This is a genomic window from Duffyella gerundensis (assembly GCF_001517405.1).
Lineage (GTDB): Bacteria > Pseudomonadota > Gammaproteobacteria > Enterobacterales > Enterobacteriaceae > Duffyella > Duffyella gerundensis.
Genome location: NZ_LN907827.1, coordinates 305,478 through 331,359, shown reverse-complemented (window position 1 = coordinate 331,359; position 25,882 = coordinate 305,478). Strand labels below are relative to the sequence as shown.

Genomic DNA, 25,882 nt, shown 5'->3' with positions numbered 1-25,882 from the left:
TGCAATGTTACCGATAACAATATGAACAGCATTGTCAGGAGGTGCGCAAAGCGTAGCAACCGTTCAGCGGTGAAAAGTACGAAAGTGTGAGCCAGCTCGTAAAACTGGCAAATTCAGATGCTGCCACCTTCAAGAATAGAAAAGCCGATATCGCAGGGCTGCGGTTTACTGGTATCGCCCGCGATGCGCGCCAGCAGCATGGTAGCGGCCTGTTCGCCCATCTGCTCACGTGGCGTTAATACCGTGGCCAGCCGCGGATTGACCACCTGGCAAATATCATGGCCATGGAAACCGGCAATCGCCATATCCTGCGGCACCTGTAATCCCAGCCGCTGGCACTCAAACATGGCGCCGACCGCCAGATCGTCGTTGGTACAGAACAGGCTATCGGTTTCAGGATGGCGACTGCGCGCCTCATGCAGCAGCATTGCTCCAGCTGAGAAGGACGACGCTTTCTCCATCATCACGCTGTGCGGCGTCAGCCCCGCTTCCCGCATCGCCTGCTCATAGCCCTGCTGCTTTTGCAGCGTGCGTTCATCCAGACGGGCGCCGAGATAAACGGTGTGCCGATAACCTTTGTGCAGGATCGCCTGCGTCATCTGTCGCGCCGCCTCAATATTGTTAAACCCCACCGCCATATCCAGGCACGGCGACAGGCTGTCCATCATCTCAATCACCGGAATGCCGGCGGTTTCCAGCATGCGCAGGCTGCCCGGCGTATGGCTACGTTCGGTGAGGATCACGCCATCGATGTTCCAGCCGAGCAAGGAACGCAGCTGTAATTCCTCTTTCTCCGCGTTATAGCCAAAGTGCGCCACCAGCGTTTGATAACCCGCCGCGTCGGTGACCGTTTCAATGCCGCGCAGCACATCGGCAAACACCTGATTGGTTAATGACGGCAGCAGCACGCCGATGGCGCGGCTGGTGGCATTAGAGAGCATGTCAGGCGCGCGATTGGGAATGTATCCCAGCTCATCCAGCGCCGCGGCAATCTTATCGCGCAGCGCAAAAGAGACCTGCTCAGGATTACGCAGATAGCGACTAACCGTCATTTTGGTGATGCCCACGCGATCGGCGACATCCTGCAACACAGGTCTTTTTTTCTTCATCGGAATCAGGCAGCTAAAGAAGTGATGGGCTGAGTCTATCAAAAAAGCGCGAGAACGCCTGTAAGAGAAGGTGGTTATCGACGGCAAATGCAGGGCAAAAAAAAGCCAGCGCAAGGCTGGCAAGAAATACTGGAAGCAATGTGAGCAATGTCGTGCTTTCACAGACGGCCAGCAGACCGGCTGAGAACGCAGAGCAATAATAATCATTATCATTCGCGTCTGTAAAGTTCTTTATGCGAATAGTTTTCATTTCGCGTTTACCATCACACGCGAATGTAATGAAGTGTCGTTTCAGGACCATTCGGGACGCTTCTTAACGCACCCCTTTAACGTTCTGAACAAGGATGTGCCACAGACGCATCATCATCTGATGCGCTTAATAAGGAACATCTCATGAAAAGAAACACTTTTAATCGCCCCACCCCCCAGGAAAACCAGACCAACCGCTTTGAGCAACTGGCTATCGCGGCGCCGGTCATCAGCACCATTTATGAAAGCTCTGGCAGTCCATTAATGCCGGTCGGTGATGGCGTCACCTCCACCGATTCCACGCCAGTATTTGAAGGCATTGCAGCACCAGGCAGCCTGGTCTCGATCTGGGCTAACGGCGTCAAAGTTGGCGAAGGCTATGCCAATCAGTTCGGCATCTTTAATTTTGAAATCACTACGCCGCTGCTTGCCGGACCTCAGCTGATTTCTGCTCGCGCCGAGTTGAATAACGAAACCAGCCCCTCTTCAGCGCCGCAGACGGTCATTTTCTGGAATGGCGAAGGCACTGTTGATCCAGTTCCGCCGGTTGAACCACCTGTTGAGCCGCCGGTCGATCCGCTGCCGCCGGTAGAACCACCGGTTGAGCCGCCAGTGGAGCCCACGGTGCCTTTCATCGCGCCGGGCGTTTACGACGTGGTGGACAACCAGGGTCCACGTCAGGGTCGCCTGCAGAACGGCACCTCTACCGATGATGCATCGCCAACCTTGTACGGCCACGCCGATCGCAATGCGCTGGTTTATATCTTCGATAATGGTCAGCAAATTGGCTCCGTGCAGGCAGATCGCAACGGCATGTGGAGCTATGAGCCAGCGCTGAACAACGGTGAGCATACGCTGACCTTTGGCGGCATTGATAGCACCGGTGCAATGCGTATCAGCCCGGAAAGCTTTGCGCTGACCGTAGCCGCTCCGGTAGCCGCAGCCATTGTCGGCGCGCTGAACGACGCGGGCGACAATGTCGGTGCGCAAACTGACGACAGCCGTCCAACCCTGTTCGGCACCGGCGCGCCAAACGGCACGGTGTTTATCCTTGATAACGGCCGCATGCTTGGCACCGCCCCGATCAATGAAAAAGGCGAATGGTCGTTCACGCCAGACGCAGATCTTGTGGCAGGCGATCACAGCTTCTACATCGAAGTGGCTGGCGCGGATGGCTCCTTCAGCTTCGCACCACAGCCTCTGGAACTGAACATTGTGAACGGCGAACTGCCGCCGGTAGAACCACCGGTCGATCCATTGCCGCCTGTTGAGCCACCGGTCGATCCGTTGCCGCCAGTTGAGCCACCGGTCGAACCGCCGGTTGATCCACTGCCACCTGTTGAGCCGCCGGTAGAACCACCGGTCGATCCGTTGCCGCCAGTTGAGCCACTGCCACGCCCGCAGCCTTCCATACCGGTGATTGAAGGCATTTATGACAACCGTTCTGGTGAAGATATCCGTATTGAAGACGGCATCTCACGCGACATCACGCCAGTGTTGAAAGGCACCTCCGATCCACTGGCTACCATAGGCATTCTCGATCGTGTCGGTAACCTGATTGGCATGACAGAAGCAAACGCTCAGGGCGAGTGGTCGTATGAAATTCCAGGACCTCGTGGCAACCAGTTCTTTGCAATAGCCAGCAACCCTGAGAATCCGGGCAATATCAGCGATCGTAGCGAGCCGATTGAAGTGACTTTCGATCTCTCCCGCGCCGTTACCCCCTTCTCTACCGAAACGCTGCTGCAGGACGGCAACGAACTGCTGTTCCCGCAGGAAGAGAACGCTGTTGGCACCACGCAGCCCACTGAGCCGATGGCTTACGCGCCGGTGAATACAGGTCTGATTCAACAGGATCTGGACGATACCACCACCTGGTAACCGTCATCAATTGTGCAGCGGCATATAACCCACTGCACACAGAGCAGGGCGTTGCGCCCTGCTTATCTGGCCATGTTTTCATGGCCTTTTTTATATCCGCAATCAGGAAGAATCAAAATAACCCATTGATAATATTAATATCAACCCTGCCTTAATCCCCCCTCACCTTGCTGTTTCAGGACGCTTCTCAGGGCATTCAAAAAACAGTTAATCGACTATGGTCCGGCACCATCCCTCTAAAAATAGCCTCAATAAGGAAGTATATGAACAACTCAATAAACGCCTCACGCACTGGCACAATACCTCATACCGACAGACTCCCTGTGCGCGATCTGCTGGCGTCATCCATGTCTGCGGGCCTTTATAATGATAATGGTTCAGGCGCCGCCGTTGAACAGCTGCAGCAGGCAGCCGCGCACGACGTTGCACAGGAGATCGCTCTCGCAGTAAGTATCAAACATGCCGAAGATAATGTCGGGCCTGAAACCGGCAATTTGTCAGCGCGCCAGTACACCGATGACAGCCAGCCGACGTTGCAGGGTGCCGGTACGCCAAACGCCATTGTGAAGATTTATACCGAACGTGGCCTGCTCGGTTCCGTTCAGGTGAATGAAAACGGCGAATGGCGTTTTACGCCAGAAATAGCACTGCCGCCGGGCGTGCACCGTTTTCGCCCGGTTATCAGCCATCCTGATGCCGACAATTCACTCTCCGGTGCCTGGTTTGAGCTGACGGTGATTGCACCGGTGCCGCTGACGCCGGAAATCATGGACGTGCGCGACAATGAAGGACGTAGCAGCTGGCTCAACAGTGGCGCGACCACCGATGACACCACGCCAACCTTTACCGGCTTTGTCGATGCCCCCGGCATGACTATCCTGGTACGCGATCACGGCAAAGTGACAGGTTCTGTTGAAGTGGAAGAATATGGCGACTGGACGTATACGCCGAATCCGGCGCTGGAAGCCGGCAGCCACAGCCTGACGTTTGAAATCATTGATAGCCAGGGCAACGTGCATGCCAGCGCGCCTTTTATCCTGCAGATAACACCGCCAGTGAGTGCTCAAACCGCGGGTGCCGATGAGCAGACTGATAAAATTATTGAAGCGGCGGAGGCTGCCGCTAAAGCCGCCGCTGAGCAGGCCGCCGCGGTGGAGGCTGCCGCTAAAGCCGCCGCTGAGCAGGCCGCCGCGGCGGAGGCTGCTGCTTCGGGAAGCAGCGCGTCAGGTGAGGGCTCAAAGCTGGTGCCGTTGACTTCGCAGATACCGACCATTGACTCCATTCATGATGGCCAGGGTCGACAGGGCCTGGTTGCACCAGGCGGAACCAGCGACGATACCATGCCGACGCTGCGTGGCCAGGGCGAACCGGGCGCGACGATCGTCGTACGCGATCTTGCTACCGGCGATTCTGCTGAAGTGAAGGTGGATAGCGAGGGCTGGTGGGCCTGGAAGCCGGTGGCTTCACTCAGCGAGGGTGAGCACATTTTCACCGTGGTCGGCATTGATGAAAATGGCGATGAATATGGCGATGTCAGTGCGCTTTTCCCGATCAACATCGTTCACCCCACCGACAACGGTATTACCTCGGTGACCGATGATGTTGGCGACACTGAAACCCTGCTGGCCGGCGCACAAACCGACGATGCCCGCCCTACGCTGCACGGCTTTGGCTTACCTTATGGCGACATCTGGATCTACGACAATGGTCGTCTGCTGGGATCGGGCATAATTAACGGCAAAGGCGAATGGAGCTTTACCCCGGAGCAGCCGCTGTCAGAGGGCATCCACCAGTTCAGTGCCATGTCCACCGACCTGTTTTCCGGTGCCAGAACGCCATCCAGCCCGACGTTTGAACTGGAGATTGTGCCGGTCGCCGTGGTGCCGGAAAATATCAATCGGCGCTCACTGCTGCAGGAAGCCGACGCACCGCTGTTCGCTGAAGCTGAACCGGCCCTCAGCACCACGCAGCCCGCTGAGCCTGTCGGCTTTGTTCCGGCATCCCCCTCGCTGCTGCAAACCGAAGAGATCGTGTTGCCTCTTTATTAATTCTTTTTCTGTCCCTTCTCCAGCGTGATCCACGCCGGATACCTGCAAAGAGCCATGATGATCATGGCTCTTTTTTTATCTGCTTTTCCCGGATGGCTGCAGCCAGCGCAAACCAATAACGCATTGATAAACGCATAAATGAGATCGGCAATAATTTCTGCTGACGTAAATAAACGTCAGTCTCACGGGCTTCAAGACGCTTCTCAGGGCATTAGCAAAAATGGTGCACCACTATGGCCATCAGCTTTACCCCTCTGAAAAAAATCCTAAACAAGGAAGCGTATGAAAGACTCAACCCACATTACTGACACAGCGCACGACGCCGATGCACGCAGTGGCCTGTTTACCTCACCGGTGATTACCGAAATCTACAATGACTCCGGCACCGCCATTGGCCCGGTCATTCCGGGCAGAGTAACCGATGACCCAATGCCACGGTTCACCGGCACCGCCGCACCGGGCAGCCTGGTCGAAATTTTTTCCTGGAGCACAAAGCTGGGCGAAGGCTACGCTGACGAAAATGGCCGGTTTAGCTTTGTCAGCACCACGCCATTCGCTGCCGGTGGTCAGTTGATTTCTGCTAAATCGACGCAGAGCAACGGAGACGAAGCGCGCTCAGAAGTCATCTCTCTTAGTTTCCTGCCGCTTAAGCATCCAGTCGATCCCGATCAGCCGGTAAACCTCGAACCCACGATTTCCAGACCGGTAATTGAAGGCATTTACGATAACCGCAGCGGCGAAAAGCTGATTGAAAATGGCTTTACCGTCGACAAAACGCCGCTACTGAAAGGCACGGCCGATCCGCTGGCGATTGTCTACGTAACCAACTTTTTTGGGCAGCCTGTGGGCAGCATTCAGGCCAGTGCTGAGGGCGAATGGGAGCTGGAAGTCGACATCAATCGTGGCAGCCCGTTCAAGGCGATTGCGGTTGATGCGGAAAATCCAGCTAACGTCAGCTACAGAAGCGAACTCGTTCACCTCCGGCTTCAGTCAGAAAGTGCGCCGTTGATTGAATCGGTTTACGACAATGTTGGCGCAACAGGCTACGTTGACCAGGATGGAGTTACTGATGATCCGCAGCCCGTCATTAGCGGCACAGCCGATCCTCACAGCCTGGTAGAAATTTTCCTGTCAGGCACGTCCGTGCTACTTGGTCAGGGTTACGCCGACAAGAACGGGCACTTCAGCTTTACCATTACCGAACCGCTGGCGTCGGGTTCAAATACGTTTTACGCCATCAGTTCCTTCGATGGTGTCAGCAGCCCTCCTTCTGACCCGTTTAGCCTGACCTACACACCGCAATCAGAACTACCGGATACGTTCATTCCGCCGTATGCGCTGCAAGCCGCGATTGATGAGCCAGCTAACGACGTGATTGGTAACGACGGCACCACCACCGACGTCACGCCAACGCTAACCGGTAAGGCCAACGCTTTCGCCACGGTGATTATTCGCATCAATGACATCGTGGTTGATGAAGTGGTGGCCAATAAAGATGGCATCTGGATCTTTGAGCCGAAAGCACCGCTGTCGCCAGGCCTAAACATCTTTTCCTTTGCCGCCATGAACAATGGCGTTGAGCAGATTTCTGAAGCAAGCTTTACGCTCAACATTGCCCTCAGGGTCAGCGTCACCTATGCCGACGATAACGTGGGTCTTGATATCGGCGAGCTGTCAGCAGGCCAGAGTACCGATGACAGCCAGCCGACGCTGCATGGTGCAGGCACACCAAACGCCATTGTGCTGATTCGCACCGAACGTGGCCTGCTGGGTTCCGTTCAGGTCAATGAAAACGGCGAATGGAGCTTTACGCCAGAGTCACCGCTGGCACCGGGCGTGCACCGCTTCCGCCCGATTATTACGCATCCTGATTCTGACCAGCCTGTCTCTGGCGACTACTTTGCCCTCACTATCACCACACCGGTCTCGATGACGCCGGAAATTCTTTATGCTCGCGACGATCAGGGATACAGCAGCTGGCTGGACAGCGGTGACACCACCGATGACGCCACGCCAACTTTCACCGGCTATGTTGATGCCCCTGGCAGAATGGTGATGGTGCGCGACGGCGGCAACGTCATCGGTAGTATCAAGGTCGATCCATTCGGCGACTGGATCTATACGCCCGAGCCTGCACTGGAAACCGGCAGCCACAGCCTGACCTTTGAAATTGTTGATCTCCAGGGCAAGGTACACGCCAGCGAGCCTTTCGTGCTACAGGTTGTGTTGCCGACAGACACCAAAATCCTCTATGCCGATGATAACGTTGGCAGCGTCACCGATGCGCTGAGCAACGGTGGCCGTACCGATGACACCACGCCAACGCTGCACGGCAGCGGCACGCCAAACAGCACGGTGAATATTTACTATAAAGGCCGCCTCTATCTCGGTTCGGCAGAAATCAACGCCGACGGTAAGTGGAGCTTTACCCCCTCCTCGCCGTTGCCAGCGGGCTCGTATGACTTTACCGCGCGCGAAGTGAATGGCAGCGGTCAGGAACAGCCAGCCAGCCCGAATTTCTCCCTGACCATTGCACCGCCGATTGAGTACTTCGCGCCGACCATCAGCAACGTTTACGACAACGTGCTGACGCAGAAATACCTGAGCAACGGCAGCATCACCGATGACACCACCCCGCGCTTTTCTGGCCGCGGCACGCCGAACAGCACTATCGAAGTGCGCGATAACGACAAGGTCATCGCCGAGGTGCCGGTCGATCGCTATGGCAACTGGAGCTGGACCGCAACCCAGCCGCTGGAGACCGGTGATTACCGCTTCAGCTTTGTCACCGTGGGCGAGGATGGCCGCGAGTACGCCAGCGCCGATTTCAACCTTGAGATCATCACCCAGGTGGGTGGCCGCATTACTTCTGCCGAAGACAATGTTGGCGCCGTCACCGATCCGCTGAGCAGTGGCTCACGCACCGACGACACCACGCCAACCCTGAACGGCGTCGGCACGCCGGACGGCATCGTCCGGATTTACGACAACAACCGTCTGATCGGCTCGGCGAAAATCAATGAGAGCGGCGAATGGAGCTTCACGCCGTCCTCCGCGCTGGCCGCGGGCGCACACAATTTCTACGCCAAAGTCACCGGCCCGGATGGCACCGTGCTGGCCAACAGCCCGAATTTCGCGCTGACCATTGCACCGCCGATTGAGTACTTCGCGCCGACCATCAGCAACGTTTACGACAACGTGCTGACGCAGAAGTACCTGAGCAACGGCAGCATCACCGATGACACCACCCCGCGCTTTTCTGGCCGCGGCACGCCGAACAGCACTATCGAAGTGCGCGATAACGACAAGGTTATCGCCGAGGTGCCGGTCAACAGCAGCGGCAACTGGAGCTGGACCGCAACCCAGCCGCTGGAAGCCGGCGATTACCGCTTCAGCTTTGTCACCGTGGGCGAGGATGGCCAGGAGTACGCCAGCGCCGACTTTAACCTTGAGATCATCAGCCAGGTTACGGGCCGCATTACTTCTGCCGAAGACAATGTTGGTGCCGTCACCGATGCGCTGAGCAGCGGCGGACGCACCGATGACACCACGCCAACCCTGAACGGCGTCGGCACGCCGGACGGCATCGTCCGGATTTACGACAACAACCGTCTGATCGGCTCGGCGAAAATCAATGAGAGCGGCGAATGGAGCTTCACGCCGTCCTCCGCGCTGGCCGCGGGCGCACACAATTTCTACGCCAAAGTCACCGGCCCGGATGGCACCGTGCTGGCCAACAGCCCGAATTTCGCCCTGACCATCGCGCCGCCGGTGAGCTACACCGCGCCGACCATCAGCAACGTTTACGACAACGTGCTGACGCAGAAGTACCTGAGCAACGGCAGCATCACCGATGACACCACCCCGCGCTTTTCTGGCCGCGGCACGCCGAACAGCACTATCGAAGTGCGCGATAACGACAAGGTCATCGCCGAGGTGCCGGTCGATCGCTATGGCAACTGGAGCTGGACCGCAACCCAGCCGCTGGAAGCCGGCGATTACCGCTTCAGCTTTGTCACCGTGGGCGAGGATGGCCAGGAGTACGCCAGCGCCGACTTTAACCTTGAGATCATCAGCCAGGTTACGGGCCGCATCGACTCTGCCGATGACAACGTCGGCGCGGTCACCGATCCGCTGAGCAGTGGCTCACGCACCGACGACACCACGCCAACCCTGAACGGCGTCGGCACGCCGGACGGAAAAGTTGAGATCTACAACGGCTACAGCCGCATCGGTACCGCTGATATCAACGCCGACGGCACCTGGAGCTGGACGCCTGCGGGTGCATTGCAGGATGGCAACTACAGCTTCCGCGCCACGGTGATCGGCCCGGATGGCACGCGCCTGCCACAAAGCCCGGCGTTCAACCTGATCATTGCGAAGCCGGTTGAGTATGTTGCGCCAACCGTCAGCAACGTTTACGACAACGTGCTGACGCAGAAATACCTGAGCAACGGCAGCATCACCGATGACACCACCCCGCGCTTCGCCGGCCGCGGCACGCCGAACAGCAAAATCGAGATACGCGATAACGATCAAAAAATCGCTGAGGTGTATGTCGATCACTATGGCAACTGGATCTGGACCTCAACTCAGGGGCTGGAACCGGGTAACCACCGCTTCAGCTTTGTCGCTATCGATGAAGCAGGCCGCGAGTTTGCCAGCAACGATTTCTCATTGCAGATCATTAGCCATGTTAACGGCCGCATTACTTCGGCAGAGGATAACGTCGGTTCTGTCACCGATCCGCTGGGCAACGGCGCGCGTACCGATGACGCCACGCCAACCCTAAAAGGTGTCGGCACACCGGGTGGCAAGGTCGACATTTACAATGGCTACAGCATTATTGGCCGGGCCGATATCAACGCCGACGGCAACTGGAGCTGGACGCCACCTGCCGCTCTGCAGGATGGCAACTACAGTTTCCGCGCTACGGTGATCAGCCCGGATGGCACGCGTCTGTCGCAAAGCCCGGCGTTCAACCTGATCATTGCAAAGCCGGTTGAGTATGTTGCGCCAACCGTCAGCAACGTTTACGACAACGTGCTGGCACAAAAGTACCTGAGCAACGGCAGCATTACCGATGACACCACGCCGCGCTTCGCCGGCCGCGGCACGCCGAACAGCAAAATCGAGATACGCGATAACGATCAAAAAATCGCTGAGGTGTATGTCGATCACTATGGCAACTGGATCTGGACCTCAACTCAGGGGCTGGAACCGGGTAACCACCGCTTCAGCTTTGTCGCTATCGATGAAGCAGGCCGCGAGTTTGCCAGCAACGATTTCTCATTGCAGATCATTAGCCATGTTAACGGCCGCATTACTTCGGCAGAGGATAACGTCGGTTCTGTCACCGATCCGCTGGGCAACGGCGCGCGTACCGATGACGCTACGCCAACCCTAAAAGGTGTCGGCACACCGGGTGGCAAGGTCGACATTTACAATGGCTACAGCATTATTGGCCGGGCCGATATCAACGCCGACGGCAACTGGAGCTGGACGCCACCTGCCGCTCTGCAGGATGGTAACTACAGTTTCCGCGCTACGGTGATCAGCCCGGATGGCACGCGTCTGTCGCAAAGCCCGGCGTTCAACCTGATCATTGCAAAGCCGGTTGAGTATGCCGCACCAACTATTAGCAGTGCCTACGACAACATGCTGATGCAGAAATACCTGAGCAGCGGCAGCATCACCGATGACACCACCCCACGCTTCACCGGACGTGGTACGCCGAACAGCAAAATCGAGGTACGCGACAACGATCAAAAAATCGCTGAGGTGTATGTCGATCGCTACGGCAACTGGAGCTGGATGCCAACGCAGACGCAGGCACTGGAACCGGGTAACCACCGCTTCAACTTCGTCGTGACCGGCGAAGATGGCCGCGAGTTTGCCAGCAACGACTTCTCATTGCAGATCATCACTCACGTTGCCGGACGCATTAATTTTGCTGAAGACAACGTCGGCGAGATTACCGATCCGCTGACCAGCGGCGCGCGCACCGACGACACCACGCCAACCCTGAAAGGTGTGGGCACGCCGGGCGGTAAAGTCGATATTTACGACAGCTATGGCTATCACGGTACCGCTAACATTAATGACAACGGCGAGTGGAGCTGGACGCCATCACGCGGCCTGTTAGAAGGATCGTACAACTTCCGCGCCATCGTGATCAGCCCGGATGGCACCCGTCTGGCGCAAAGCCCAACCTTTAATCTGGTGATCACTAAACCAGTGGTCTATTTCGCACCGGTTATCGAAAATGTCCTGGATAACGTCGGCAACGTCGTCTCGCTTTCGCACGGTGCGACCACCGACGACACCACGCCAACCTTTAGCGGCAGAGGCGTGGCAAACAGCAAAATCACGGTTTATATCAATGAAGAGGCCGTGGGCGATATCCATGTGAACGCACAGGGAAACTGGTCCTATACGCCTTCTCCGGCACTGGAAAAAGGCGAATACACCTTCAATTTTGTCACCATAGACAATAAAGGTGTTGAGCATCCATCCAAAGGTTTAACGTTGCAGATTGAACCGCCGGTTCCGGTGCGTATTCTCTTTGCTGATGACGATGTCGGTGCCAATACCGATCCGCTTTATGATGGCAGCCGCACCGATGACGCGCAGCCCACGCTACACGGCACCGGTACACCAAACGGTTTTGTGATTGTTATTAACGCTCAGGGTCTGGTGGGCACAGCCACTATCCGTCCTGACGGTACCTGGAGCGTGACGCCAGAAAACCCGTTGGAGATTGGCCGTCACGCCCTGATGGCGCTGGTAACCGATCCGGATGGTTATACTCATCCGCCAACCGCGCCGTTTGACCTGATTATCACCGAGCCAAATGATTTCCAGGCACCGAATATCCTTTACGCTATCGACAGCGAAGGCGATCAGCAACTACTGCCATCTGGCGCCATCAGTGATGACACCACGCCAACGCTGCGCGGCGAAGGCCAGCCGGGCTCAACGGTTGTCATCCGCAATCTGGTGACCGGCGAAGAGGCTAAAGTGCAGGTGAACGGCGAGGGCTTCTGGGTATGGACGCCGCTAGCTTCGCTGAGTGAGCGTGAGCATTTCTTCACCGTTGCCGGCATCGATGAGAACGGCAAAGAGCACAGCCTCAGCGACGGTAGCCTGTTTGCATTGCAGATCGTCTATCCAGGCGACAACCGCATTATCTCGGCCACCGATGACGTTGGCAGTACAGAAAGCCTGTTGGCCGGTGCGCAAACTGATGATGCGAAACCCACGCTGCACGGCTTTGGTGTGCCAGACGGCATTGTCTGGATTTACGACAATGACAAGCTGCTGGGTTCAGAAACCATCAATGGTAAAGGCGAGTGGAGCTTTACTCCGGAACAGCCACTGGAGATGGGCATCCATCATTTCAGTGCTAAATCCAGTGCCACGACTGATAAAATCATGACACCTGCCAGCCCAACCTTCGCACTGGAGATCGTGCCGGTAACGGGTGAGCCGGAGCCGGTTGAGCCTGAACAACTGCCACCGCCGGTGATCCTTGCGGCCTATGACAACCGCGATGGCGAGCGTCTGATTGGCGAAGGCGAACCGTCCGGCGATGCAACGCCGCTGCTGAAAGGCACCGCCACGCCGTTTACTTTGGTAACCGTTAATGTTCCAGGTCATTCCTTTGGCACTGCTATCGTCGATAAAGACGGCAACTGGGAACTGGAACTCAAGGGTTCAATCGGTCAGGCTCCTCTCTTTGCCGTGGCAATTGATCCTAAAAATCTGGATGTGCTGCCAAGCGCTGAAAGCGAAGTATTTAATCTAAACATTGAATGGGATCAGCAGGAGCCTTTAACTATGCGCTCACTGCTGCAGGACGCTGATGCGCCGCTGTTTGCTGAGGCTGAGCCAGTTATCAGCGCCACACCGCCGGTCGAGCCAACGGCTTTTGTGCCAGTTTCTGCACCGCTGCTGCAAACCGAGGAGATCGCGCCGACCCTCTATTAATCCTTTTGCTGTAACCCTTCCCGGAGCTATCCGCGCCGGATAATACGCACAGGGCCATGTTAAACATGGCCCTTTTTTTATAGCGGCGATTTATCTGCTCTGGCCGATAAATTTAAACCATTGATTATTCATCACAATAATGACATCTCTTCACGCCAGTGACGTAAATAAACGCTAGTCTCACGGCTTCGAGACGCTTCTCAGGGCAATAAAAAAAGCGCTAAACCACTATGGCGCTCAGCTTTACCCTCTATAAAAAATCCTAAAAAAGGAAGCGTATGAAAGATTCAAAGATCGATCCCCGCACGGGTACCACGCGTAACAATGAAACGTTGAATGCACAGAACACGTTGTTATCCGCGGTCACTCCCATGATTACCGAAATCTACAGTGATACAGGACGGACAACCGGCGCTGTGCGTCCCGGCTCCGCGATTGATGACGCGATGCCACGTTTTACCGGCTCCGCTGCGCCAGGAAGCCTTGTAGCTGTCTACTCCCGGGGAATTAAACTGGGCGAAGGCTATGCCAACGATCAGGGCATCTTCAGCTTTGTCACCACCACGCCTTTCGCGGATGGCGAGCAATTTATTACCCTACAAGCCACGCAGGCTGATGGAGAAGTCGCCTACTCAGACTTTTTCATCCTGCATTATCGCGCGATTAAACATCCGGTTGATGCCGATCAGCCGGTTGATCAGGAACCTCTCCTTTCCAAACCGGTGATTGAGGGCGCTTACGATAACCGCAACGGCGAGGTGCTGATTGAAAACCGCTTTACCGAAGACACCACGCCGCTGCTGAAAGGCACCGCCGATCCGTTAGCCATTGTCTATATCACGAATATACTCAACGACGTGTTGGGCAGCGTGCAAGCCAATAATGACGGCAAATGGGAACTGGAAATCGAAGCGATTTACGCCGGCCCTTTCAAGGCAATCGCCGTCGATGCGCAGAACCCCGCCAGCGTCAGTTACGCCAGCGAAACGATTGATGTCTGGGTTGGAACAGAACCCCCACCCCGCCCGTCAGCGCCCGTTATCGAGAGCGCTTTTGATAACGTCGATAGCACCGGCAATGTCAGCAACAATGGCATCACCGATGATGCCCGTCCCCGGTTCAGCGGCAAGGCCGTGCCCGGCAGCCTGGTAAAAATCTACTCTGTCCATACCAGAGAAGTGTTAGGTGAGGGTTATGCTGACGAAAATGGCAATTTCAGCTTTGAAACCACCTCAGACCTGCAGCTGGGTTTAAACATGCTGTATGCCACCAGCACCGTTAAGGGTGTGGAAAGCAGCGTATCGAACTTCTTCGATATCCAGTATGTCAATGCGCCATATATTCCGGAGCCTTTTGTCCCACCTTATGCATCTGCTGCGAATGTCGATGAACCGTTCGAGGATAGTATTGCAAACGGTGCCACCACCTCTGACTTCACCCCGACGCTGATCGGCAAAGCAAATGTTAACGCCATGGTGATCATTCGTCTTAACGGCAACGTGATCGGTGAGGTCCAGGCCAACTACGATGGCAGCTGGCGCTATGATGTGAAGACGCCGCTTGAACCAGGTGAAAACGTCTTTACCTTTGCCGGTATCAACGACGGTGAGGAGCAGATTTCTGAACAGAGCTTTACGTTGAATATCGCCCTGTCAGCAAGAATTAATTACGCCGAAGACGATGTAGGCGAGCAAACCGATAATTTATATACCGGCTATTTCACCGATGACAGCCAGCCCACGCTGCGCGGCGTCGGCACGCCAAACGGCATGGTGAAAATCTATACCGAAAAAGGCCTGCTGGGTTCAGCTCAAATCAATGAAAAAGGGGAATGGCACTTTACGCCGGATGTGGCGCTGCCACCGGGCCTGCATACTTTCCATCCAGTGGTGGAATATCCAGGCGTGGCAACCCCGGTTACCGGCGAAGAATTTATGCTGGAAATCGCCATCCCTCCTTCACTGACGCCGGAAATCTGGTCGGTTTACGACAACCAGGGCGATCACAGCATAGTAGAAAATGGTGCGTCAACCGATGACGCCACGCCAACCTTCAGCGGCAGCGCTTATGGCCGCGGCATGACCATCGTGGTGCGCGATAACGGTAAAGCCATCGGCCAGACCGAGGTGAACAGCAACGGCGAGTGGACATGGACGCCTGAAACGGCACTGGAAGCGGGCAGTTACAGCCTGACCTTCGAAGTGGTTGACAACAAAGGCAACGTGCACGCCAGCGAGCCGTTCATCTTCGACGTGGTGACACCGGTGGTTACGCAGATTCTGTATGCCGATGACAACGTTGGCGACATCACCGACGCGCTGCATTCTGGCGACCGCACCGACGATGAAACCCCTACCCTGCACGGCTCCAGCTCCCCGAACAGCCTGGTTAATATCTATTATCAGGGCTATTACTATCTGGGCTCGGCAAAGAGCAACGCCAATGGCGAATGGCGCTTCACGCCATCACACGATCTGCCTGCGGGTACACACGATTTCTTTGCACGCGAAGTGAATGAATATGGCTCAGAGCTGGCGCCAGGCCCGAACTTCACGCTCGAGATCGTGCCGGTTGCGCCGCCAATTGAGTATTTTGCGCCGACCGTAGACGCTGCCTACGACAATAAAGAGCTGCACAATCATCTGCGCAATGGCGATATCACCGATGACACCACGCCGCGTTTCAGCGGTAACGGCATGCCAAACAGCATCATCGAAGTGTATGACCACGGTGAAAAAATCGCTGACGCTAAGGTTGATGGCCAGGGCAACTGGTCCTGGACGCCAGGCTCGGCGCTGCCAACAGGCGATCATCGCTTCAGCTTTGTCACCGTGGGCGAAGATGGCAGTCACTATGCCAGCGACGATTTCAACCTTGAGATCATCAACCAGGTTGCGGGCCGCATTATCTCTGCGGAAGACAACGTTGGCGACGTGACCGATCCGCTGACCAGCGGCGCACGCACCGATGACACCACGCCAACCCTGAACGGCGTCGGCACACCAAACGGAACGGTCGATATTTATAACGGTTACCGCTATCTTGGCTCGGCAGAAATCAACGCCGACGGCGAGTGGAGCTTCACGCCCTATGAGCTGGACGAAGGCGTTTACCATTTCCATGCCACCGTCACCGGCCCGGATGGCACCGTGCTGGCGCAAAGCCCGGCGTTTGACCTGACCATCGCGAAGCCGGTTGAATACTTCGCGCCGACCGTGGGTGAAGTTTACGATTACGTAGGGTGGCATAAGGCGCTGGAAAATGGTGATTACACCGATGATACCGCACCCGATTTCCACGGTGGCGGCATGCCGGGCAGTACCATTCAGGTGTATGTGGACGGTAAACCCGCTGGCGAAGTGAAGGTCAACGACTGGGGTTACTGGAACTTCAAGCCAAACACTGCGCTGGAGCCTGGCAGTCATACTTTCCGCTTTGTTACCCTGGGCGAAGATGGCAAGGAGTACGCCAGCGAGGCGTTCAATCTGCAGGTCATCTCCCATACCCCCGGTCGTATCGATCTGGCTGAAGACAATGCTGGCGACGTCACCGATCCACTGAGCAGCGGCGCACGCACCGACGACACCACGCCAACCCTGAAAGGCGTCGGCACGCCAAACGGCATCGTCACCATCTGGGACAACTGGAACCCTATCGGCTCGGTGAAAATCAATGCCAACGGCGAGTGGAGCTTCACGCCATCTCGCGACCTGCCAGAAGGGTCGCACAGCTTTAATGCCGTGGTCACCGGTCCGGACGGCACCACACTGGACGCCAGCCCTGATTTCAAACTCGATATTCAGCTCCCTGCCCCACCGATTGAGTATTTTGCGCCAACCGTCACCAGCGTATACGACGATGAAAGGCACCAGACCACCGTGCGCAACGGCGGTCTGACCGACGACACCACGCCACATTTCAGCGGTCGCGGCATGCCGGACAGCATCATCGACGTACACCTTGACGGTGAGAAGATTGGCGAAGCCAGCGTTAACTATATGGGTTACTGGAGCTTTATGCCGGACACGGCGCTGGAGCCGGGCAACCACCGCTTCAGCTTTGTCACCGTCGGTGCCGACGGTCAGCAATACGCCAGCGACGACTTTAACCTTGAGGTCATCACTCAGGTTGCGGGCCGCATTGATTTTGCTGAAGACAACGTCGGTGATATCACCGATCCGCTGACCAGCGGCGCGCGTACCGACGACACCACGCCAACCCTGCACGGCGTCGGCACGCCGGGCGGCATCGTCACCGTTTACTACGGCAACTGGAATACCTTCGGCTCGGCGAAAATCAACGCCGACGGCACCTGGAGCATTACGCCAACGCGGGCGCTGTCAGCGGGCGAGCATAACTTCTTCGCCTCGGTCACCGGACCGGACGGCACCACGCTGGAATCCAGCCCGATCTTTACCCTGGATATCGCGCCATTTGTGCCGCCGATTGAGTATTTTGCGCCGACCATCACCAACGTATACGACGATGAAGGACGTCACAACTATCTGAGCAGTGGCGATAGCACGGATGACACCACGCCACGCTTCAGCGGTCGCGGCATGCCGGGCAGCACCATTGAAGTCCGTCTTAACGGAGAAAAAATTGGCGAGGCGAGTGTAACCTGGCTAGGTTACTGGGAATTTACATCTGACACGGCGCTGGAGCCGGGCAACCATCGCTTCAGCTTTGTCACCGTCGGTGCCGACGGTCAGGAATACGCCAGCGACGACTTTAACCTTGAGGTCATCAGCCATGTTGCCGGTCGCATCGATTTTGCCGAAGACAATGTTGGTGCCGCTACCGATCCGCTGACCAGTGGCTCACGCACCGACGACACCACGCCAACCCTGAAGGGCGTTGGCTCGCCAAACGGTACGGTAGAGATTCACAACGGCTACCGCTATCTCGGCTCGGCGAAAATCAACGCCGATGGCGAGTGGAGCTTCACGCCGGATGCGCTGCAGGATGGCTCTTACAGCTTCCGCGCGACGGTTATCAGCCCGGACGGCACCCGCCTCGCACAAACCCCGGCATTTGATCTGATTATCGAGAAACCGGTGGATTATTACGCGCCGACGGTCTCTGATATTGAGGATAACGTTGGCCGTAACTCCGTCGGCTCACGCGGCGGCATGACCGACGATACCACCCCAACCTTCAGCGGCCGCGCGGTAGCCGGCAGCACGCTGCAGGTGCGCATCGACGGCAAAACCCAGTACAGCGTTGAGGTCGACGAGGCTGGCCGCTGGTCGTGGACGCCTTCACCGGCGCTGCAGCCGGGCAAACATGCGTTTACCTTTGTATCGACAGACGCAGCTGGCAACGAATTTATCAGCGACGCGATTCCACTGGAGATCATCGCCCACGTTACCGGACGCATTGTTTCCGCGGATGACAACGTCGGTGAGGTCACCGATGCGCTGACCAGCGGCTCGACAACCGATGATGCGCAGCCAACGCTGCGCGGCGTCGGCACGCCAGGCGGCTCGGTGGAGATCTTCTACGACGGCAAGTTGATGAGCTACGCAGAGATCAATGACAAGGGCGAGTGGAGCTACACGCCGAACTCAACGCTGAGCAACGGCAGCCATGAGTTTTATGTGGTGGTCACCAGCCCGGATGGCACCACGCTGCCTGCCGGCCCGACGTTCAGCCTGATCATTGATGCGCCGGTGGTTTACTTTGCGCCGGTCATTAACGGCGTGGTGGATAACGTCCATAGTCTGGCATTCCTGTCTGACGGTGACACCACCGACGACGCCACGCCATCCTTCGTCGGTAATGGGCTGGCGGACAGCACCATCGCCGTATACGTCAATGATCAATACTATGGTGAGGCGAAGGCCGATCCGTGGGGCGTCTGGACCTACACGCCATCTCCGGCGCTGGAGCAAGGGGAGCACACCTTTACCTTTGTTAGCGTTGATGACCAGGGCACCGAATACCGTTCCGGGGCGTTTACGCTGAATATCGAGCCGGCGATCCCGCTGACCATTCTCTTTGCGGATGATGATATTGGCGCGATCATCGATCCGTTGTTCAGTGGCAGCACCACCGATGATTCACAGCCGACACTGCGCGGCACCGGTATGCCAGGCAGCATCATTGAAATCTTTGGTACGGGGGGTGTATTCGGCTCAGAAAAAATTGATTCTGACGGCAACTGGAGCTGGACGCCGGACAAGCCTTTGCCTGCCGGTGATTATTCGTTTGTCGGCATCATGAAAGATTCATATGGCTTTGAGTCGGAAAGAACCGATTGGTTTGAGCTGACGATCACCGCGCCTGAAATCGATCGTTCACTCACTGTGCGTTCACTGCTGCAGGACGCTGATACACCGCTGTTCGATGAGCCGCAGACGGAACTCAGCACCACGCAACCGGTTGAACCAACGGCCTTTGTCCCGGCGTCTGCGCCGCTGGTGCAGGAGTGGGAGAGCACAACGAATCACTATTAATCGATCCGTAACAGATAGCGGCGCTCAGCGCGCCGGATAATACGCAAAGGGCCATGTTAAACGTGGCCCTTTTTTTATGGTCAGGGATTGTCTGACTAGAGCGGTAATCAATAACTATTTAATTGTTATGTGAAAAAGCATCTTCACTGAGGTAAATAAACGTCAGTCTCATCCCTTCAAGACGCTTCTCAGGGCAATAAAAAAAGCGCTAAACCACTATAGCGCTCAGCTTTACCCCTCTACATAAAATCCTAAAAAGGAAGCGTATGAAAGATTCAAAGAACACATCTCGCGCTGGTGCGACGCCGCAGGACAGCACACTGAACGGTGATATCCAACTGCTCTCCTCACCAATTCGGCCGGTCATTACCGAAATCTACAGTGATTCGGGCACCACAACCGGCGTTGTGGAACGGGATACCGCGACCGATGACGCCATGCCGCGCTTTAGCGGCACCGCCGAGCCAGGTAGCCTGGTTCAGATTTACTCGGTGGGCATTAAACTGGGCGAAGGCTATGCCGATGAAAACGGTAATTTTAGCTTTTTGGCCACCACACCGCTTCCTGTTGGAAGCCAGCGGATCGTTGCCCGAACCGAGCAGGAAAACGGGAGTTGGATTTTTTCAGAGACATATAACATCGGCTATAACCATATTCGCCACCCAAGCGACCCCGACCTGCCGGCCAATCCGGTTCCTGTCCTCAGCCGTCCGGTGATTGAAGGCGCTTACGACAACCGTAACGGTGAAGTGCTGGTTGAAAATCGCTATACCGAAGACACCACGCCGCTGCTAAAAGGCACCGCCGATCCGCACGCAATTGTTTATATTACTAACTATCTGGGCATGCCCGTGGGGAGCGTACAGGCGAATGAAGACGGCAACTGGGCGCTGGAAATCGCGGGCAGGATGTTGCCTCCCTATCAGGCCGTTGCGGTCGATCCCAATGATTCGTCCAGCGTCAGCTACGCCAGCGAAACCATTGATGTCAGAATTGGCGTAGCACCGCCACCGCCACCACTACCGACGCCGGATATCTGGTCAGTTCATGACAACGAAGGCAGCAACAGCAGACTGACTAGTGGCGATACCACCGACGATACCACGCCAACCTTTAGCGGCGGCGCTTATGCGCGGGGTATGACCATCGTAGTGCGTGATAACGGTAAAGAAATTGGCCAGACGGAAGTGAACAGCGACGGCGAGTGGACATGGACACCGTCTCCGGCACTGGAAGCGGGCAGTTACACGCTGACATTTGAAGTAGTTGATAGTGAAGGCAACGTACACGCCAGTGAACCGTTTATGCTGGAAGTGGTGATTCCGGTGGTTGCGCAAATTCTGTATGCCGATGACAACGTTGGCGATGTGACAGACGCACTGCATTCCGGCGACCGTACTGACGATGAAACACCAACCCTGCACGGCTCCGGCAACCCAAACAGCCTGGTCAAAATCTACTATCAGGGCTATTACTATCTGGGTTCGGCAAAGAGCAACGCCAACGGCGAATGGAGTTTCACGCCATCAAGCAAACTGCCGGCAGGTACACACAGTTTCTTTGCGCGCGAAGTGAATGAGCATGGCACAGAACTGACAAAAAGCCCTGAGTTCACGCTCGAAATCGTGCCGGTGACTGAGTACACCGCGCCGACCATCAGCAACGTTTACGACAACGTGCTGACGCAGAAATACCTGAGCAACGGCAGCATCACCGATGACACCACGCCGCGCTTCTCCGGCCGCGGCACGCCGAACAGCACTATCGAAGTGCGCGACAACGACAAGGTTATCGCCGAGGTGCCGGTCGATCGCTATGGCAACTGGAGCTGGACCGCAACCCAGCCGCTGGAAGCCGGCGATTACCGCTTCAGCTTTGTCACCGTGGGCGAGGATGGCCGCGAGTACGCCAGCGCCGATTTTAACCTTGAGATCATCAGCCAGGTTACGGGCCGCATCGACTCTGCCGATGACAATGTTGGCGCCGTCACCGATCCGCTGAGCAGTGGCTCACGCACCGATGACACCACGCCAACCCTGAACGGCGTCGGCACGCCGGACGGCATCGCCCGGATTTACGACAACAACCGTCTGATCGGCTCGGCGAAAATCAATGAGAGCGGCGAATGGAGCTTCACGCCGTCCTCCGCGCTGGCCGCGGGCGCGCACAATTTCTACGCCAAAGTCACCGGCCCGGATGGCACCGTGCTGGCCAACAGCCCGAATTTCGCGCTGACCATTGCGCCGCCGGTGAGCTACACCGCGCCGACCATCAGCAACGTTTACGACAACGTGCTGACGCAGAAGTACCTGAGCAACGGCAGCATCACCGATGACACCACCCCGCGCTTTTCTGGACGTGGCACGCCGAACAGCACTATCGAAGTGCGCGACAACGACAAGGTTATCGCCGAGGTGCCGGTCAACAGCAGCGGCAACTGGAGCTGGACCGCAACCCAGCCGCTGGAGACCGGTGATTACCGCTTCAGCTTTGTCACCGTCGGCGAGGATGGTCGCGAGTACGCCAGCGCCGACTTTAACCTTGAGATCATCAGCCAGGTTACGGGCCGCATTACCTCAGCCGATGACAACGTCGGCGCGGTCACCGATCCGCTGAGCAGTGGCTCACGCACCGACGACACTACGCCAACCCTGAACGGCGTCGGCACGCCGGACGGCATCGTCCGGATTTACGACAACAACCGTCTGATCGGCTCGGCGAAAATCAATGAGAGCGGCGAATGGAGCTTCACGCCGTCCTCCGCGCTGGCCGCGGGCGCACACAATTTCTACGCCAAAGTCACCGGCCCGGATGGCACCGTGCTGGCCAACAGCCCGAATTTCGCCCTGACCATCGCGCCGCCGGTGAGCTACACCGCGCCGACCATCAGCAACGTTTACGACAACGTGCTGACGCAGAAGTACCTGAGCAACGGCAGCATCACCGATGACACCACCCCGCGCTTCTCCGGACGTGGTACGCCGAACAGCACTATCGAAGTGCGCGACAACGACAAGGTTATCGCCGAGGTGCCGGTCGATCGCTATGGCAACTGGAGCTGGACCGCAACCCAGCCGCTGGAAGCCGGTGATTACCGCTTCAGCTTTGTCACCGTCGGCGAGGATGGCCGCGAGTACGCCAGCGCCGACTTTAACCTTGAGATCATCAGCCAGGTTACGGGCCGCATTACCTCAGCCGGGGACAACGTCGGCGCGGTCACCGATGCGCTGAGCAGCGGCTCACGCACCGACGACACCACGCCAACCCTGAACGGCGTCGGCACGCCAAATGGCATCGTCCGGATTTACGACAACAACCGCCTTCTCGGCTCGGCCAAGATCACCGACAGCGGCGAATGGAGCTTCACGCCGTCCTCCGCGCTGGCCGCGGGCGCACACAATTTCTACGCCAAAGTCACCGGCCCGGATGGCACCGTGCTGGCCAACAGCCCGAATTTCGCCCTGACCATTGCGCCGCCGGTGAGCTACACCGCGCCGACCATCAGCAACGTTTACGACAACGTGCTGACGCAAAAGTACCTCAGCAACGGCAGCATCACCGATGACACCACCCCGCGCTTTTCTGGACGTGGCACGCCGAACAGCACTATCGAAGTGCGCGACAACGACAAGGTTATCGCCGAGGTGCCGGTCGATCGCTATGGCAACTGGAGCTGGACCGCAACCCAGCCGCTGGAAGCCGGCGATTACCGCTTCAGCTTTGTCACCGTCGGCGAGGATGGCCGCGAGTACGCCAGCGCCGACTTTAACCTTGAGATCATCAGCCAGGTTACGGGCCGCATTACCTCAGCCGAAGACAACGTCGGCGCCGTCACCGATCCGCTGAGCAGCGGCTCACGCACCGACGACACCACGCCAACCCTGAACGGCGTCGGCACGCCGGACGGCATCGTCCGGATTTACGACAACAACCGTCTGATCGGCTCGGCGAAAATCAATGAGAGCGGCGAATGGAGCTTCACGCCGTCCTCCGCGCTGGCCGCGGGCGCACACAATTTCTACGCCAAAGTCACCGGCCCGGATGGCACCGTGCTGGCCAACAGCCCGAATTTCGCCCTGACCATTGCGCCGCCGGTGAGCTACACCGCGCCGACCATCAGCAACGTTTACGACAACGTGCTGACGCAAAAGTACCTGAGCAACGGCAGCATCACCGATGACACCACCCCGCGCTTTTCTGGCCGCGGCACGCCGAACAGCACTATCGAAGTGCGCGACAACGACAAGGTCATCGCCGAGGTGCCGGTCGATCGCTATGGCAACTGGAGCTGGACCGCAACCCAGCCGCTGGAAGCGGGCGATTACCGCTTCAGCTTTGTCACCGTCGGCGAGGATGGCCGCGAGTACGCCAGCGCCGACTTTAACCTTGAGATCATCAGCCACGTTGCCGGTCGCATCGACTTTGCCGAGGACAACGTTGGTGCCGTCACCGATCCGCTGACCAGCGGCGCGCGCACTGACGACACCACGCCAACCCTGAACGGCGTCGGCACGCCGGACGGCATCGTCCGGATTTACGACAACAACCGTCTGATCGGCTCGGCGAAAATCAATGAGAGCGGCGAATGGAGCTTCACGCCGTCCTCCGCGCTGGCCGCGGGCGCACACAATTTCTACGCCAAAGTCACCGGCCCGGATGGCACCGTGCTGGCCAACAGCCCGAATTTCGCCCTGACCATTGCGCCGCCGGTGAGCTACACCGCGCCGACCATCAGCAACGTTTACGATAACGTGCTGACGCAAAAGTACCTCAGCAACGGCAGCATCACCGATGACACCACCCCGCGCTTCTCCGGACGTGGTACGCCGAACAGCACTATCGAAGTGCGCGACAACGACAAGGTTATCGCCGAGGTACCGGTCGATCGCTATGGCAACTGGAGCTGGACCGCAACCCAGCCGCTGGAAGCCGGCGATTACCGCTTCAGCTTTGTCACCGTGGGCGAGGATGGCCGCGAGTACGCCAGCGCCGACTTTAACCTTGAGATCATCAGCCACGTTGCCGGACGCATTGTTTCCGCGGATGACAACGTCGGTGAGGTCACCGATGCGCTGACCAGCGGCTCGACAACCGATGATGCCCAGCCAACGCTGCGCGGCGTCGGCACGCCAGGCGGCTCGGTGGAGATCTTCTACGACGGCAAGTTAATGAGCTACGCAGAGATCAATAATAAGGGTGAGTGGAGCTACACGCCGAACTCAACGCTGAGCAACGGCAGCCATGAGTTTTACGTGGTGGTCACCAGCCCGGATGGCACCACGCTGCCTGCCGGCCCGACGTTTAGCCTGATCATCAATGCACCGGTGGTTTACTTTGCGCCGGTCATTGACGGCGCGGCGAGTAATGTTCACGGGCTGACAATGCTTTATAACGGCGATGCCACCGACGATGCCACGCCATATTTTGCGGGCAAAGGGCTGGCGGACAGCACCATCGCGGTGTACATCAACGACCAGTATTATGGCGAGGCCAAAGTCGATCCGTGGGGCGTCTGGACCTACACGCCATCTCCGGCGCTGGAAAAAGGTGAGCACACCTTCACCTTTGTTACCGTTGACGACAAAGGCGAAGAATACATTTCTGAGGCGTTTACACTGCATGTCGATCCGGCGATCCCGCTGACCATTCTCTCTGCAGATGATGATGTCGGTGCGGTAACCGATCCACTGCTCAGTGGCAGCAGCACCGATGATTCACAGCCCACGCTACGGGGTACCGGCAAGCCGGGCAGCATTATTGAAATCTTTGGTACAGATGGCGTATTCGCCAAAGAAACCATTGGCCCTGAGGGCAACTGGAGCTGGACGCCGGACAAGCCTTTGCCTGCCGGTGATTATTCCTTTATCGGCACCATCAGAGATTCAGCCGGTAATGAGCTTGAAAGGACCGATTGGTTTGAGCTGACGATCACCGCGCCTGAAATCGATCGTTCACTCACTGTGCGCTCACTGCTGCAGGACGCTGATGTACCGCTGTTCGATGAGCCGCAGACGGAACTCAGCACCACGCAACCGGTTGAACCAACGGCCTTTATCCCGGCGTCTGCGCCGCTGGTACAGGAGTGGGAGAGCACAACGAATCACTATTAATCGATCCGTAACAGATAGCGGCGCGCAGCGCGCCGGAT

Annotated in this window: 7 protein-coding genes; 5 read left to right on the top strand and 2 right to left on the bottom strand. The window is 57.2% G+C overall.

Going from position 1 to position 25,882, the window contains the following annotated elements; genetic code table 11:
* Window positions 1-113: 113 nt before the first annotated feature.
* Together gntR and EM595_RS01400 are read right to left on the bottom strand one after the other, a co-directional pair.
* Window positions 114-1,109, bottom strand: coding sequence for a gluconate operon transcriptional repressor GntR (gene gntR, locus EM595_RS01405; RefSeq protein ID WP_067427165.1), 996 nt, complete (start codon window positions 1,107-1,109; stop codon window positions 114-116).
* 13 nt (window positions 1,110-1,122) lie between these two features.
* Window positions 1,123-1,359 (bottom strand): hypothetical protein, encoded by a 237-nt coding sequence (locus tag EM595_RS01400; RefSeq protein WP_157883836.1) that lies wholly within the window; start codon window positions 1,357-1,359, stop codon window positions 1,123-1,125.
* 143 nt (window positions 1,360-1,502) lie between these two features.
* On the opposite strand from EM595_RS01400, the gene EM595_RS21005 reads away from it, so the two are divergent.
* From EM595_RS21005 to EM595_RS01375, 5 genes are all read left to right on the top strand, one after another.
* Window positions 1,503-3,239 (top strand): Ig-like domain-containing protein, encoded by a 1,737-nt coding sequence (locus EM595_RS21005; protein ID WP_067427160.1) that lies wholly within the window; start codon window positions 1,503-1,505, stop codon window positions 3,237-3,239.
* Between the two features lie 347 nt (window positions 3,240-3,586).
* Window positions 3,587-5,287 (top strand): Ig-like domain-containing protein, encoded by a 1,701-nt coding sequence (locus tag EM595_RS01390; protein WP_067427157.1) that lies wholly within the window; start codon window positions 3,587-3,589, stop codon window positions 5,285-5,287.
* A gap of 282 nt (window positions 5,288-5,569) precedes the next feature.
* Window positions 5,570-13,276 (top strand): Ig-like domain-containing protein, encoded by a 7,707-nt coding sequence (locus EM595_RS01385; RefSeq protein WP_067427154.1) that lies wholly within the window; start codon window positions 5,570-5,572, stop codon window positions 13,274-13,276.
* A gap of 278 nt (window positions 13,277-13,554) precedes the next feature.
* Window positions 13,555-19,734: an Ig-like domain-containing protein gene (locus EM595_RS01380; RefSeq protein ID WP_067427151.1), complete on the top strand. Its 6,180-nt coding sequence runs from the start codon at window positions 13,555-13,557 to the stop codon at window positions 19,732-19,734.
* Window positions 19,735-20,000: 266 nt separating this feature from the next.
* Window positions 20,001-25,844, top strand: coding sequence for an Ig-like domain-containing protein (locus EM595_RS01375; protein WP_067427147.1), 5,844 nt, complete (start codon window positions 20,001-20,003; stop codon window positions 25,842-25,844).
* The last annotated feature ends 38 nt before the right edge of the window (window positions 25,845-25,882 follow it).

Bases quoted from the DNA above. Each gene is read 5' to 3' on its own strand.
- EM595_RS01375 (WP_067427147.1), top strand. From the start codon at position 20,001: ATGAAAGATTCAAAGAACACATCTCGCGCTGGTGCGACGCCGCAGGAC.
- EM595_RS01380 (WP_067427151.1), top strand. From the start codon at position 13,555: ATGAAAGATTCAAAGATCGATCCCCGCACGGGTACCACGCGTAACAAT.
- EM595_RS01400 (WP_157883836.1), bottom strand. From the start codon at position 1,359: ATGAAAACTATTCGCATAAAGAACTTTACAGACGCGAATGATAATGAT.
- EM595_RS21005 (WP_067427160.1), top strand. From the start codon at position 1,503: ATGAAAAGAAACACTTTTAATCGCCCCACCCCCCAGGAAAACCAGACC.
- EM595_RS01390 (WP_067427157.1), top strand. From the start codon at position 3,587: ATGTCTGCGGGCCTTTATAATGATAATGGTTCAGGCGCCGCCGTTGAA.
- EM595_RS01385 (WP_067427154.1), top strand. From the start codon at position 5,570: ATGAAAGACTCAACCCACATTACTGACACAGCGCACGACGCCGATGCA.
- gntR (WP_067427165.1), bottom strand. From the start codon at position 1,109: ATGAAGAAAAAAAGACCTGTGTTGCAGGATGTCGCCGATCGCGTGGGC.